At 68.6% G+C, this 12,832-nt stretch carries 16 protein-coding genes; 8 read left to right on the top strand and 8 right to left on the bottom strand.

Going from position 1 to position 12,832, the window contains the following annotated elements; genetic code table 11:
• Positions 1-76 precede the first annotated feature (76 nt).
• Positions 77-694, bottom strand: coding sequence for a GNAT family N-acetyltransferase (locus N538_RS0119745; RefSeq protein WP_028638727.1), 618 nt, complete (start codon positions 692-694; stop codon positions 77-79).
• A gap of 3 nt (positions 695-697) precedes the next feature.
• Positions 698-1,048 carry a GNAT family N-acetyltransferase gene (locus tag N538_RS26395; protein ID WP_051549462.1) on the bottom strand — a complete coding sequence of 117 codons (351 nt, stop codon included), beginning with the start codon at positions 1,046-1,048 and terminating at the stop codon, positions 698-700.
• A gap of 181 nt (positions 1,049-1,229) precedes the next feature.
• On the opposite strand from N538_RS26395, the gene N538_RS27635 reads away from it, so the two are divergent.
• Entirely contained in the window at positions 1,230-1,634 is a 405-nt protein-coding gene (locus N538_RS27635) for a GNAT family N-acetyltransferase (RefSeq protein ID WP_051549461.1), read from the top strand.
• 120 nt (positions 1,635-1,754) lie between these two features.
• Here N538_RS27635 and N538_RS0119730 read toward each other — a convergent pair whose 3' ends face one another.
• From N538_RS0119730 to N538_RS0119710, 5 genes are all read right to left on the bottom strand, one after another.
• A complete protein-coding gene (locus N538_RS0119730; RefSeq protein WP_081790597.1) occupies positions 1,755-2,408 on the bottom strand; it encodes a sigma-70 family RNA polymerase sigma factor in 654 nt (217 codons plus the stop codon).
• Between the two features lie 261 nt (positions 2,409-2,669).
• Positions 2,670-2,951, bottom strand: coding sequence for a hypothetical protein (locus N538_RS26385; protein ID WP_036571350.1), 282 nt, complete (start codon positions 2,949-2,951; stop codon positions 2,670-2,672).
• A 299-nt stretch (positions 2,952-3,250) separates the two neighbouring features.
• Positions 3,251-3,784 carry a peptide-methionine (S)-S-oxide reductase MsrA gene (msrA, locus tag N538_RS0119720; RefSeq protein ID WP_036571347.1) on the bottom strand — a complete coding sequence of 178 codons (534 nt, stop codon included), beginning with the start codon at positions 3,782-3,784 and terminating at the stop codon, positions 3,251-3,253.
• Entirely contained in the window at positions 3,781-4,278 is a 498-nt protein-coding gene (msrB, locus tag N538_RS26380; RefSeq protein WP_051549460.1) for a peptide-methionine (R)-S-oxide reductase MsrB, read from the bottom strand. Before msrB ends, msrA begins: the two co-directional genes overlap by 4 nt.
• A 97-nt stretch (positions 4,279-4,375) precedes the next feature.
• The gene (locus N538_RS0119710) at positions 4,376-5,143 is read right to left on the bottom strand and encodes an SDR family NAD(P)-dependent oxidoreductase (RefSeq protein ID WP_028638724.1); all 768 of its coding nucleotides are present in this window, start codon (positions 5,141-5,143) and stop codon (positions 4,376-4,378) included.
• A gap of 478 nt (positions 5,144-5,621) precedes the next feature.
• On the opposite strand from N538_RS0119710, the gene N538_RS0119705 reads away from it, so the two are divergent.
• The 7 genes from N538_RS0119705 (at position 5,622) to N538_RS27630 (ending at position 11,733) form a co-directional block, all read left to right on the top strand.
• Positions 5,622-5,945, top strand: coding sequence for a hypothetical protein (locus N538_RS0119705; protein WP_155992276.1), 324 nt, complete (start codon positions 5,622-5,624; stop codon positions 5,943-5,945).
• A gap of 94 nt (positions 5,946-6,039) precedes the next feature.
• Entirely contained in the window at positions 6,040-6,621 is a 582-nt protein-coding gene (locus N538_RS0119700) for a uracil-DNA glycosylase family protein (protein WP_028638722.1), read from the top strand.
• Positions 6,622-6,794: 173 nt separating this feature from the next.
• Complete coding sequence (locus tag N538_RS0119695) at positions 6,795-7,616, top strand: isocitrate lyase/PEP mutase family protein (RefSeq protein WP_028638721.1); 822 nt, start codon at positions 6,795-6,797, stop codon at positions 7,614-7,616.
• 67 nt (positions 7,617-7,683) lie between these two features.
• Complete coding sequence (locus N538_RS0119690) at positions 7,684-8,331, top strand: nitroreductase family protein (RefSeq protein WP_028638720.1); 648 nt, start codon at positions 7,684-7,686, stop codon at positions 8,329-8,331.
• 84 nt (positions 8,332-8,415) lie between these two features.
• The gene (locus tag N538_RS26375) at positions 8,416-9,729 is read left to right on the top strand and encodes an MFS transporter (RefSeq protein ID WP_081790596.1); all 1,314 of its coding nucleotides are present in this window, start codon (positions 8,416-8,418) and stop codon (positions 9,727-9,729) included.
• Positions 9,730-9,853: 124 nt separating this feature from the next.
• The gene (locus tag N538_RS0119680) at positions 9,854-10,771 is read left to right on the top strand and encodes an NADP-dependent oxidoreductase (protein WP_028638719.1); all 918 of its coding nucleotides are present in this window, start codon (positions 9,854-9,856) and stop codon (positions 10,769-10,771) included.
• A gap of 83 nt (positions 10,772-10,854) precedes the next feature.
• Positions 10,855-11,733 (top strand): GNAT family N-acetyltransferase, encoded by an 879-nt coding sequence (locus N538_RS27630; protein ID WP_051549459.1) that lies wholly within the window; start codon positions 10,855-10,857, stop codon positions 11,731-11,733.
• Positions 11,734-11,858: 125 nt separating this feature from the next.
• On the opposite strand, the gene N538_RS0119670 is transcribed toward N538_RS27630, so the two are convergent.
• Complete coding sequence (locus tag N538_RS0119670; protein WP_028638718.1) at positions 11,859-12,560, bottom strand: sigma-70 family RNA polymerase sigma factor; 702 nt, start codon at positions 12,558-12,560, stop codon at positions 11,859-11,861.
• Positions 12,561-12,832: the final 272 nt, after the last annotated feature.

The following is a 12,832-nucleotide window of genomic DNA, read 5'->3' as shown; positions in this document are numbered from 1 at the left end:
CGGTGCGCCGGGAGTCCCCGCCACCCGGCGCCCGCCAGCTCGCACGGCGGGACGGGAACCGGTCGACGAGCCCCGTTCACCAGTCGCCCAGACCCTCCGGGTCGTAGGAACTGTCGAGGGAGATACCAGGGCGGATCCTGTGGAGGTCGTCGCGGACCATCCGGAGGACCTCGAGACGGGTGCCGGCATGAGTCCAACCCAGGTCGTCCACCGCCGTCATCCCCAGTCGTCGACCGACGGCGAGCACCGCCGCACTCCCTGCCGGCGCAGCGACGTAGACGGCGCTGGCGTCACCGGAGATGAACGCGTGATGGGCCAGTGCGTGCCCGATCTGTCCGGCGACCCCATGACCGCGAGCCTCGGGCCTCAGGTGCCAGCCCATCACGAGCTCCGGGACCCTGGAGCTGAACGGCAGCAGCGTTGCTCCGCCGAGAAGACTGCCGTCCTCGGTCGCCTCGACAGCCCACAGGCCCTGCGGCACCGGACGTCGGGACGACTGTAGGTCCCACTGCGTCAGCAGCTCGCGCATCTCAGGGAGGCCGACCACCGGCTTGGGCCATCCGATCGCCGCGGCCGTCTCACGATCGCCGTAGATCTCGAGCGCTTCCACCGCATCCTCAGCCGCCCAGCTCCGCAGCACCAGCGTGGCCGTCACGATGCGTTCCGGCTCGATCGTCACATGCAGGTCGTCCATGCGTCAGCGCCCGCGGTTCGTGTCGAGAGCCGTGCGCGTCGCGAGGAAAGCAGACCGGCTGATCTCGACGAAGTCCTCGTACTCAGGGTGCTCCTGGACGTAGTCGGCGACGAACCCGCAGTAGACCCCAGCCCGTGACTGGCTGTCGCGGAGGTCCTCGAGGGCGAATCGGGCCAGCGACGACGCGATCCCATGATTGCGCTGCTCCGGATCCACGTAGGAGTGCGTGAGTGCGATCCGGCCGCCGACCTGCTCGTAGGCGAGGGTGCCGACGACCTGTCCGGCGATCAGTGCCTCGTAGAGGCGAGCAGTGACGTTCTTGCGTACTTCGACGGATGCGGCTGGTGACTCCATGGTCTCTTCCCGTCTGGTTCGGTGTCGGTCGCCTGTCTCGCGCAACCTCGAGTGGCAAAACCGGACCGTTCAGTCCACGCCAAGAGAGGGCGGGCTTGGAAGCGCCAGGCCACCGAGGACATACTTGGACCCCATAGTCCCACATCCCCCAAGAAGAGTCACGACGTACAGGAGGTCGAACATGCCCATGGACGAGGACCGGCGAGATCTCGCCGCTGATGAGCCGGCCGCCCCGAGGCGCGTGGCCGAGCACCTGGTCGACAACGCCGAAAAAGGTCGGTTCGAGCTCTACCGTGGCGAGAGCCTCGCCGGTTGGCTCTACTACACGCACCTCAGCCCGAACCGGTACGCACTTCGGCACACCGAGGTCGATGCCGCCCACCGGGGGAGAGGGGTCGCGGGCGCGATGGTGACCCAGGTGCTCGAGGAGGTCAGGTCGCGAGCCGGGACGGTCACCGCGATCTGTCCGTTCGTCGTGGACTTCTTGTCCAAGACGTCCGCCTACACCGACCTCGTCGACCCACGCCACCCCGGTTACGCCGACCGCGCCACCGCCGAGGCCGCGCTGAGAGAGGCCCGGGACTGAACGCCGGCGCAGGCACGATCCCTGTTCGTCCACGGCGTACGGCAGGAAGGTGGCGGCGGCCCTCCAGCCCTGCCGCGCGGGCTGCGGTGCCGGTCGCGCTGGAGCCGGCGTCCGTGGCGATCAGGCCGAGCGGGCCACCGAGGCGTCGGCGAGGTAGCCGCCGGCCACCAGCGCCGCACGGAGCTTCTTGCGGGCGTCGAAGAGCACCTTGTACAGCGCGTTGTGCGTCGACCCGAGCTCATCGGCCAGGACGTCGGTCGGCACGCCGTTCAGGACGGTGGCAACGAAGACCAGGCGCTGGCGCTCGGACAGACTCTCCTCGACCGCGGCCGACACGGCTGCGACGAACTCGCGGACCTGCGCTTCGTCCTCCGGCCCGAGATCGAACCGTGACGCGATCCTCGACCAGTCCTCCTCCGCGTAGGAGACCTCATGGCGCCGCCAGTGATGACGGTTCATCTTGGTGGCGACGTCGAAGATCACGAACTTGGTCGCCCACGTGGTGAATCGCGCCTCTCCCCGGAACCTGTCGAGGCGTGCAGTGACAGCCATCAGCGCGTCCGCGGCTGCCTGGTGAGCGATGTCCTCGAGCTCCGGACCGTCCAGGCGGAGGATCGGCGCCCGGCGTCGCGCCTCTGACTTCGCGACGCGGAGCAGCAGCGTGTACAGGTCGCTGCAGGCTGCCTCTCTGGCGGGTCCCTCACTGCCGAGGTCGCGCACCCACCGGCGGTTCTCGCCAGCGATCACCGCGTCGTCCACTGCAACCTCTTTCATGAGAGACCCGAGGCGGCATCGCGCCGATCAGGTACCTGTCCAACGTCTCGTCTCTGCACAGTAGTTCGGACTATCCAGTCCAAACAAGGCTGACCGTCAACCGCGATGGGAACTTTACCTTGGACTATCTGGTCCATAGAACGCTCTGCCTGCCCCACGTTCGAGCGGCCCGGCCGCACGAGTGCCGCCCGGTCGGTCGTGTGGTGCGTCAGGACGCGACCGCGCCGTGGTGCGGTCCGTCGATCGTCCTGAGCGCCGAGGTCATGGCACATCCGGGGTCGTCGGTGAGGACCCGCCGGTGATGGCGATGAGCAGGCCCTCGAGGTCCTCCGCGCACGGTCCGCATGCCAGGAGGTGCGCACGAATACCCGGGAACCGTTCTGCTGGGTCAGAGCCGGCCGCCACGAGCTCGGCATACACGTCCAGCATCTCCATCGTCGTGTCGCACCCCGCATCTCGGGGGTCCGTGTGCAGGAAGGCCTCGAGCCGGTCCCAGTGATCGCTGTGCTGCTCGTTCGCATCGTTCTGCGCACTGTTCGCCACACGTCCACCTTCGTCGGTCTTGGTCTCGTCTGCGTACTCGGTTGCCCTTTCCCGCAATCTCGGCTCCGATTGAATGCGGGCGCCTGAGAGCGTATCGCCGGCAGTGGGTCGGCCGTCGTCCAGCGGACCTCTGCGGCCTGCGCGCTAGGAGCACGTCACAGCCTGCGTCTCGACCGTCTTGGACTCACTGGCGGTACGCCGCCCGAACCAGCCAGGTTCTACCGTACGCAAGGTCGTGGACGGCACCGTCGGTCTCGAACAGCAACCATGCGAGTGTCATTCGCCCGGACCCATGGGTCTCAGGTTCCGGCCGGGTGCTGTTCGGCCAGGTGCCAGTACGGCCGGACGTAGTGGCATGTGTAACCGTTCGGGTTCTTCACCAGGTAGTCCTGGTGCTCCGGCTCCGCCTCCCAGAACGGACCGGCGGGGGTCACTTCGGTCACGACCTTGCCCGGCCACCGACCGCTCTCGTCGATCTCCCTGATCACCGCATGGGCGACATCGCGTTGCGACTCGCTGTTGTAGAAGATCGCGGATCGGTAGCTGGTCCCGACGTCATTGCCCTGCCGGTCGACGGTGGTCGGGTCGTGAACCTGGAAGAAGAGCTCGAGCAGGTCTCGGAAACTGACCTCATCCGGGTCGAAGGTGATCTCGACGGCCTCGGCGTGACCGGGGTGATTCCGGTAGCTCGGGTACTCGTTCGTGCCACCCGTGTACCCGACCCGCGTCGCGAGAACCCCTTCCCTCTTGCGCAGCAGGTCCTCCATGCCCCAGAAGCATCCGCCGGCAAGGGTGGCCGTCTCGGCGTCCTTGTCCAACCCGTAGGTGATCATCGGCCCTCACCCTCCGTCGTGGTGATCTCCGCAGCAGCGGGTACGCCGGCGCCGTCGAACAGGTGCAGGTACTGGCCGTACCCTCTCGCCTCGAGATCGGCAACGGCGATGAACCTCAGCGCGTCCGAGTTGATGCAGTAACGCATGCCCCCTTGGTCCGCGGGACCGTCCGCGAACAGGTGACCGAGGTGGCTGTTCCCGTGCGCCGAGCGAACCTCGATCCGGTCCATTCCGTGGGTGTCGTCGACGAGCTCCACGACGTTGTCGAGCTCCAGTGGGACGGTGAAGCTCGGCCATCCGGTACGGCTGCCGTACTTGTTGACCGAGGCGAACAGGGGCTCCCCGGAGACGACGTCGACGTAGATACCGGCCTCATCCGAGTTCCAGAACTCGTTCTGGAAGGGAGGCTCGGTCGCGTTCTCCTGGGTCACCGCGTACTGGCGCGGCGTCAGCTGCCTGACGGCTTCTGGGGTTCGCTCGTACCTGGTTGCCACAGCGGTTCCTCCTGGTTGTGCCGTGAGCTCGTGGCCGGGCACCAGCCCGAGTGGTGCCCGGCCAGCTATGACGGGGTGGTTGGACGGAGCTTCTCGTCTAGCTCCGACCCGCCATCACGCCCCCGTCGACGTTGAGGATCGCCCCAGTGACCCAGCTGGCGTCCTCGGACAGCAGATAGGTGACAGCCGAGGCGATGTCCTGAGGCGTCCCCACCCGGCCGAGAGGGTGAAAGCTGTCGAAGGTGGCGAGGGTGGCCTCGAGCTGGTCCTGCGGGATGAAACCTTCGTAGAGCGGCGTCGCTACGACGGCGGGGGCGACGGCGTTGACGCGGATCTTGTGCTCTGCCAGCTCCATGGCGAGGTTGTGGGTGAGCGCGTGGAGGGCGGCCTTGCCCATCGAATACCCGGTTGCCGGAGTGGCGGCGATCGCCTGGTGCGCCCACATCGACCCGATGTTCACGACGGCCCCGCCGCCGGCGGCGATCATTCCCCGGGTGACGGTCTGAGTGAGGAAGAACGCCGAACGGGCGAGCTCGAGGTATGAGTCGTATTCAGGCTCGCCGTACTCGAGGAAGGGCTTCGGGATGAAGAACCCCGCGGAGTTCACCAGCAGGGTCGCGTCGGCGTGGTCGGTGGCGAGGATCTCCTGGACGCGCCTGACCTCGTCGCGGTCGGCGAGGTCGGCGGTGATGCCCCATGCCTTCCCCTTCTGCGAGATCGTCTCGACGGTCTCGTCGACCCGGCTCGGGTTGCGGCCCACGATCACGGCGGTGCCGCCGCCGGCGACCACATCGATCGCGGTCTGGCGTCCCATCCCGCTGCTACCGCCGACCGCGATCAGTTTCCGGCCTTCGAATGCACCCATGCTGTCCACTTCCTTCCGACGCGGTCCGTGACCGCAGATGTTCGATGGTTGACCCAGGGGCGGACGTCCACTGGGCGTGACGTGCCCGCCTCCCGAGATCGTGAGGTCATGCGTAGGTAGGTGACCTCGGGTGGGGCGGTCTTACCTGGGGCGCCGGCCCTCCGGTCCGGCTCTGCCGCCGGCTCTCGTACGGCGGCTGATCGACGCGACGGCCGCTCCGCGCGTAAGACGACCACCTCACGCAGCGACATACCCACAGGACCGGGTGCTCCCGAGGTCGTGGACACGGGCGATGGACACCAGGGCGACGAGCGAGATCGAAGGGGGACACCGTGCGCAGCGTGATCCCAGCTTGCGAGGCGGAGCCTCGACACCTGCCCGATCGAGGTCGCCGTGGGGCTGCCACCGCGCTCCAGGGCGCGTCCTCGGCGGTCGAACCACGGACGAGTGGCGCGGGCGGCCGGGAAGCAGTCGCCACATGAGGATCCGTTACGCCGCCATGGCCGTCAGCGGCCCGAGCGACCCGTCGAGGACTCTCAAGCGCGCGGACGAGCACCCGCCGTTCTGCTGGACCTTCGCGGACGCGAAAGCAGCTGTGGTGGTCCGCGCCGAGATGCTCCGCCTCCATCTCGCGTCCTCGGGGTCCCGCTATCGGATGCGCTCGATGTCCGCCGACCACCGTTACGAGGTCTCGTTCGAGTACGGGCCCGGGTCCGGCACCGGAGGTCGACCCTTCAAGGTGACCTTTCGGGTCTGCACCTTCGTCGACGACGGAGAGCGTCGCGGCGACCTCGGCCACTGACTGCACCGCTGGTCGTCCTCCTGGTCGAGGGCGACGCGAGCCGCGAGGGCGACGCGCCCCTGCCGCACAATGGACCTACCACTCGAGGAGCGCCATGACGTCGTCTGAGCTCGACCGCATCCGGGCGGCGATCATCGCCGACCCGGACAACGCTTGGGCGGCGGCGGTGGCCTACCGGCCGATCTATGTCGCCGATGCGTCGGCGCGCGTCCTGGTGGTCGGACAGGCTCCGGGCAGGAAGGCCCAGGAGTCCGGCGTGCCGTGGAACGACGCCAGCGGATCCCGGCTCATCGACTGGCTCGGAGTGGACGAGGACACCTTCCGCGACCCCTCACGATTCGCCCTGCTGCCGATGGACTTCTACTACCCCGGCAATGGGCTCCACGGGGACCTCCCGCCGCGCCCGGGATTCGCCGCACGGTGGCACCCACAGCTGATCGGCGCGATGCCACGCATCCAGCTGACCCTGCTCATCGGCAGCTACGCGCAGCGGCACTACCTGGGGACTCGGGAGTCACTGACCGCAACTGTCCGCCGCTACGCCGACTTCCTGCCCGGCACCATCCCGCTGGTCCATCCCTCTCCCCTGAACTTTCGATGGCTGGCCAAGAATCCTTGGTACGAGACCGAGGTCATCCCCGAGCTGCGCGAGAGCGTGCGGGCCGCACTCGCCTGACCCGGACGCTGCCCCTGCAACGGCGCTGAGGTCTGACCGCGTCCAGGACCTCGGTACGGCGACTCGGGCGCCAACCTGGCCGCCGTCCCGGCGTAAAGGCAGCCCTCCCCCGCGACACCAACACTCCGTCCCTCATTCCTGACCGCCGCTACCAGCCCAGCGAGAGGTGCCCGATGCCCAATTCCGAGTCCTACGAGAGGTTCCTGGCCCTGCATGCCCGCGAAGGTGGCTTCGTCATGCCCAACGCCTGGGACGGCCTCTCTGCACTGATGCTCGCCGATGCCGGCTTCGAAGCCCTGGGGACCTCGTCGGTCGCACTGGCCGCGACGCTCGGCCGGGTCGACGGACGCCGCTGCATCAGCCGCGAGGAGCACCTCGCCCACGCGCGCCTGCTCGCTCAGCTCACCGGCCTGCCGGTCAACGGAGACTTCGAGGACGGGTACGGCGAAGCGCCGGAGGACGTCGCCGTGACCGTTGAACAGGCTGTCGACCATGGTCTGGCCGGCATCGGCATCGAGGACACCACGGGCAATCCCGAGCAGCCGATCCGCACCTTCGACGACGCCGTCAACCGGGTCCGGAGTGCCGTGGCCGCAGGCAAGGAGCGCATCGTCATCACCGGTCGCACGGACAACTTCATCCAGGGACGACCGGACCTCGACGACACCATCCGTCGCCTGACCGCCTTCGCCGAGGCCGGAGCCGACGTGCTGTTCGCCCCCTTCCCACCTGACCGCGATGCACTCGTGGCGATGATCACCGCGGTAGCGCCGAAGCCCGTCAACGTCCTCATCTCTCCGGCGGACGAGGTGCTCACCGTGTCAGAGCTGCAGGGGCTCGGCGCCAGGCGCATCAGCGTGGGCCCCACGCTCTACACCCACGCGATGGGCGCGCTCGAAGAGGCAGTAGTGGCGCTCACGGACGGCGACCTCGCGTCCGCAACGACCGGACTCGGCTTCGACCGCGCAACGCAGCTGCTCAGCCGCGAAAGGTAGCCGCCGCCCGGCGACACCAACCGGATCGAACTCACGCTCATCGAAGACAAGCAGAAAGCCAGCCCACATGGACCTCGACAAGCTCATGGCCAAGCACCTCACCAGGTACTTCGACCCCACCAAGACGATCCCCCAGGAGACCCTCCAGCAGCTGCTGAAGTTCCTCCGCTCGGCGCCGACCTCGACCAACATCCAGCCGAACCACTTCTACGTGCTCGCCACCGACGACGGCAAGGAGCGCCTGGCGGCCAACCTCGGCGAACGGTTCCAGGACAACGCGGAGAAGATCCTGAACTCCTCGCACACGATCATCGTCACCACCCGGGCCGACCTCCCCGAGAGCCACCTCGCGGCGGTCTTCGACAAGGAAAGGGCCGACGGCCGCTTCCCCGACCCGGCCAAGCAGGACCTGTGGGAGTCGATGACGCGCGACTTCCTGAGCCTGCGCAACTACGGCTACAAGGACGTCACCCACTGGATGGAGAAGCAGACCTACATGGTGGTGGGTCTGACCATGATGGCCGCCGCCGAGCTCGGCGTCGACGCCACGCCGCTCGAGGGGTTCGACCCGACGAGTGTCGACAAGGCCTTCAAGATCCGCGAGACGGGCCACTCGACGACCGTGCTCCTGGCGCTGGGCTACCCCGCCCCTGAGAAGCGGTACTCGAACCCGATCTCGCGCTTCGACGAGGACCAGCTGTTCACGTTCGCCTGAGACGCGTCATGACCCGTGACAGCGGCATCTGACCACGAGCCCGCCGACAGCGATCCCACGGGGAGCGAGGAAGGGAAGGAACCGATGAAGCACGTCACGGTCCGAGACGGCCGCGTCGGCGCGACAGGCAACCTGCCGGCCGCCGCGGCCATCCCGAGCACGCCGGCCACCCCTGGCCCGAGGGCACCGTCGGGGACGTCGAAGCGGTCGAGCAGGTCATGGCGCTGCTCGGCGTTCGTGCCGGCGGTGGTCTCGCTCGTCGTGGCGTTCGCGACCGTGGGATCGACCATCCCCCTGTTCAACATCTACAGAGCGGCGGACGGGTTCACCAACGGCGACATCTCGATGACCGTCGTCGCCTACTCGGCCGCCACGCTGATCACCCTGCTGGTCTTCGGCAGGCTGTCCCACCACGTGGGCCGACGGCCCGTGGCGATCGCCAGCCTTCTCCTCCTGGTGGCGGGCTCGCTGGTGCTGCTCGACGTGCACCACATCGGCGTCCTGATCACCGGCCGGCTCCTCATGGGCATCGGCGCCGGCCTGGCCAGCAGCAGCCTCACCTCCTACATCGTCGACGCCGCACCGGCCGAGCCCGCTTGGCTGGCATCGGTGGCGTCGAGCCAGACAGTCATGCTCGGTCTCGCTGTCGGTGCGGTCGTCTCGGGAGGCCTGGTCGAGTTCGCACCCTGGCCGCGCGACCTGATCTTCCTGGTCGAGATCGTCGTCCTGCTCGTGGCCGTGGCGCTGATCGCGGTCAGTCGCGAGACTGCACCGCGGACCCCAGGAGCCTGGAGGTCCTTGCGGCCGCAGGTCGCTGCCGCCTCGCACGTCCGACAGCTGCTGCCGGTCGCCGCCGCTGTCCTCCTGGCCACGTGGGCCATGGGTGCGTTCTACCAAGCGTTCGTGCCTGCACTGGTCGAGGGCGAGCTCCACAGCCAGAGCTCCCTCGTCCTGGGCCTGGTCTTCGCCGCCTACATGGCGTCCAGTGCGCTCGGCGCCCCGCTCAGCGGCGCGGTCGACACCGCCTCGGGTCAACGACTCGGCATGGCCGCGTTCCTCCTCGGCGTCGCCGGGCTGATCGCAGCCATCACGGTTGACGAGCTGCCGCTGTTCATCGCCGCGACCGTGCTGGCCGGCGCCGGCCAAGGGATCGCGATCAGCTCCACCACCCGCGGCCTGCTCCAGGGCAGCACGATTCCCCAGCGGGCCCCACTCTTCAGTGTCGTCTACCTGCTCTCCTACGGCGGAGCAACCGTCCCGGTCCTCATCGCCGGCCACCTGGCCAGCACTCTCCCGCTCCCCCAGATCGCCCTCGGGTACGGCGTACTCGCCCTGGTTGCGACGCTGACCACCCTCGTCGCCGCACGCAATCCACACGGCCCACGCCGGGCGAACTGAGCGCGACCCCGTCCCAAAACCAGCCCCACGCTCGGGCGGACTCACGGCCGTTCGCTCGGCGCACACTGAAGACACAGTCCGGTTCGACCCATCGAGGCCGGCCATCAAGAAGAGGAGACAGCACATGAAGGCGATCGTCGTGACGGACCAGTCCGCAGGGACAGCCGGAATGGAGTTGGTGGACCGGCCCGAGCCGGCACCCGCAATCAATGACGTCGTCGTTCAGGTCCACGCGGCCGGCTTCGTCTCGACCGAGGTCGACTGGCCCTCGACCTGGACGGATCGCGCCGGCCACGACAAGGCACCGGCGATCCTCGGCCACGAGATGGCCGGCGTCGTCACTGCGCTCGGCTACGGCACGACCGGGCTGTCCGTGGGACAGCGGGTGCTGGGCATCGCCGACTGGCACCGCGACGGCACGCTGGCGGAGTACGTCGCCGTCGAGTCACGCAACCTGGCCGCGCTGCCGGGCGACGTCGACTTCACGACCGGTGCCTCCCTGCCCATCTCGGGCCTCACCGCCTGGCAGGGCCTGTTCCAGCACGGTCGCCTCCAGGCCGGGCAGACCGTGCTCGCTCACGGCGCGGCGGGCGCAGTCGGCACCATGGTGACCCAGCTCGCCCGCGAGGCCGGTGCCTTCGTGATCGGGACCGGTCGAGGCGCCGACCGCGAGAAGGCACTCGACTACGGGGCACACGAGTTCGTCGACCTCGAGGACGATGGCCTCGCCGAGGTGGGCAACGTCGACCTGGTCTTCGACGTCATCGGCGGCGACGTCCAGAAGGCCTCGGCTGCCCTGATCAAGACCGGCGGGACGCTCGTCAGCGTCGTCGGCCCGGTGGAGCACCGGCCCGCTGACGGCCTCTCGGTCGATTTCGTCGTCGAGGCCGACCGTCTCCAGCTCACCGAGATCGTCCAGCGTGTGCAGCAGGGGCGTCTCCGGACCAACATCGGAGACATCGCGTCCCTCGACGACGCCGTCGCCACGTTGACCGCCACGGAGCGCCGCAAGGGGAAGACGATCATCAACGTGCGTCCGTGACTCCAGGGCACCCGCATGCCCGGTGAGGAAGGCGTCGTACAGGGACGGTCGCCAGCAGAAGTCGAAGACGGAGGATCGCGATCATGTCCGAGCAGAACGCCACGCCGAGGCGGCACACCGTGACCACCACACACGCCGGTTGGGGTGCCGGGCACCCGCGCATCCTCGCTACCAGCGACCACGAGCGGTACGTCCACGAGATCAGGTGCGACCTCATCCACATCGGATCGGCAGCTGACTCAGACCTCGAGCTCTCCGCCACCGATGCGCTGCACGCCAGGGTCCTTCACGAGGCGAATGACGAATACGTCCTGACGATGCTCGGCGACGGGGCGACCAGCAGTGGTCGACACGAGGTCCTCCGGACCGGGTCGCACTTCACGGCCGGCCCATGGCAGCTCATCTTCCTCCGGGACGAGTACGCCGACCACGGGCGGCCGTACGGCGGGCGTGTGGGCGGCGAGGCTGGTCACCAGCGACCCCAGGAGCCGCGACCGGACTACTCCCGCGAGCACCCCGCCTCTTCGCTCGCACGTTGCGCCGTCAAGCACTCGGACCAGCGCGACGGACCGGGGCAGACCCCAGACCTGGGCCGGTCCGTTCTCCACGATGCGACGACAGACAGCTCCGACGCCTCGCCGCTCACCGTTGACGTGCTCAACGACGAGACGGCCGGGATCTACGAAGCCATCGTCGACGGCGCCACGATCGGCGGGATCCCCTACAACCTCGTCGGGGCTGACCGGATCGCACTGCTCGCCGTCTCGGTGCTGCCGGACTTCCGGGGCCTCGGCGTCTCGATGGAGCTGATCCGCCGAGCTCTCGACGATGTGAGGGCACAAGGAAGGACCGTCATCAACTACTGCCCCGTCGTACACACGTTCATCGAGAACAATCCGGGCTACGCCGACCTCATCGACTCCGACCATCACCGTCGCGTCGCAGGTCGCGCCCGGCCCTAGGGGGCCTGGTCCCCGCGAACCGGGTCGAGGTGACGCAGGTCGGACGTCGCGTTGGAGCCGCCGGCCGGAATCGAGTCGTCGACCCCTTCTTCCGGCTCGGTCGGTCCCTGCCGCGTGAGGACCCCTCACGCCGCGCCCTTCAGGCGGTCCCGCAGGTCGCCCAGGCATCGGTTCAGGAGTCGCGACACGTGGAACTGGGAGATGCCGAGCGTGGCGGCGATCTCGTCCTGGGTCCGGTCCTCGACGAACCGCAGCCGCAGGATCTGGCGGGCCCGTGGTGACAGCTCGCGCAGATGCGGGAGGAGCAGCAGGCGCGCGTCGGCACATTCCCACGTGCGGTCGTCGTCGTCGCGGATCAGCGCGCCGACCGGGATCAGGTCCCCGGTGGCGGGCGCATCGAGGCTTCGTGGGCGGAAACAGGTCTCGACGCTGATACCGGAGACCGTGTGCTGCTCTCGCTGCCCCTCGTCGCGCACGTGTGCGGTCTGAACGGGTCGCGGTGGCCGGATCATCCACGCCGAGTCCCGGAAGTAGTGCTTGACCGCACCAGTGATCGACGGGACGGCGTACGCCAGGAAGTCGGTGCCACGTGTCGGGTCGTACCCCCGGGCTGCGAGGACGAGGGCAAGGTACGCGACCTGCTCGACATCCGACCCGAAGCTCGAGCGTCGAGCGTACCGACGCGCGATGGAGCGGGCGATCGCCAGGTTGTTGAGCACCAGCTCGTCGGCCAATGCTCGTCGCTCGACGGCCGAAGCGGCTGCCAGTCGGCCGACGATCTCGGTGTTGCGGACCCGGATCTCCGGGTCCGAGTAGCTACGGTTCACCTGAATCCCTCCTTGCGTGAGCGTCGGTCCAGGAGGGTGGTGATCGCGCCCGGGTAAGTCACTGGTCGCACCCGGGCCCGGCCACTGGTCGCCCCGGACCCGGCAGGTGACTTCCGGGTCCCCGGTCGTCGTCATCACCGCGCGCCTGCTTGGGGTGGTGGGTCAGAACCGCTCGGGGACCTAGGTGGGGTCCGCGGCCGAGTCGTGCCGCCGGCCGAGGCAGTCGGCGCGGACGCCGCGACTGCGGGGGGCGCCACCGTGATGGCCAGTAC

Origin of the sequence: Nocardioides sp. URHA0032, assembly GCF_000620645.1 — a bacterium.
Taxonomy (GTDB): Bacteria; Actinomycetota; Actinomycetes; order Propionibacteriales; family Nocardioidaceae; genus Nocardioides.
The sequence above is the reverse complement of the archived record's forward strand: the minus strand, read 5'-3'. Positions and strand labels throughout refer to the sequence as shown.

Bases quoted from the DNA above. Each gene is read 5' to 3' on its own strand.
- N538_RS0119745 (WP_028638727.1), bottom strand. From the start codon at position 694: ATGGACGACCTGCATGTGACGATCGAGCCGGAACGCATCGTGACGGCC.
- N538_RS26395 (WP_051549462.1), bottom strand. From the start codon at position 1,048: ATGGAGTCACCAGCCGCATCCGTCGAAGTACGCAAGAACGTCACTGCT.
- N538_RS27635 (WP_051549461.1), top strand. From the start codon at position 1,230: ATGCCCATGGACGAGGACCGGCGAGATCTCGCCGCTGATGAGCCGGCC.
- N538_RS0119730 (WP_081790597.1), bottom strand. From the start codon at position 2,408: ATGAAAGAGGTTGCAGTGGACGACGCGGTGATCGCTGGCGAGAACCGC.
- msrA (WP_036571347.1), bottom strand. From the start codon at position 3,784: ATGATCACCTACGGGTTGGACAAGGACGCCGAGACGGCCACCCTTGCC.
- N538_RS0119710 (WP_028638724.1), bottom strand. From the start codon at position 5,143: ATGGGTGCATTCGAAGGCCGGAAACTGATCGCGGTCGGCGGTAGCAGC.
- N538_RS0119705 (WP_155992276.1), top strand. From the start codon at position 5,622: ATGAGGATCCGTTACGCCGCCATGGCCGTCAGCGGCCCGAGCGACCCG.
- N538_RS0119700 (WP_028638722.1), top strand. From the start codon at position 6,040: ATGACGTCGTCTGAGCTCGACCGCATCCGGGCGGCGATCATCGCCGAC.
- N538_RS0119695 (WP_028638721.1), top strand. From the start codon at position 6,795: ATGCCCAATTCCGAGTCCTACGAGAGGTTCCTGGCCCTGCATGCCCGC.
- N538_RS0119690 (WP_028638720.1), top strand. From the start codon at position 7,684: ATGGACCTCGACAAGCTCATGGCCAAGCACCTCACCAGGTACTTCGAC.
- N538_RS26375 (WP_081790596.1), top strand. From the start codon at position 8,416: ATGAAGCACGTCACGGTCCGAGACGGCCGCGTCGGCGCGACAGGCAAC.
- N538_RS0119680 (WP_028638719.1), top strand. From the start codon at position 9,854: ATGAAGGCGATCGTCGTGACGGACCAGTCCGCAGGGACAGCCGGAATG.
- N538_RS27630 (WP_051549459.1), top strand. From the start codon at position 10,855: ATGTCCGAGCAGAACGCCACGCCGAGGCGGCACACCGTGACCACCACA.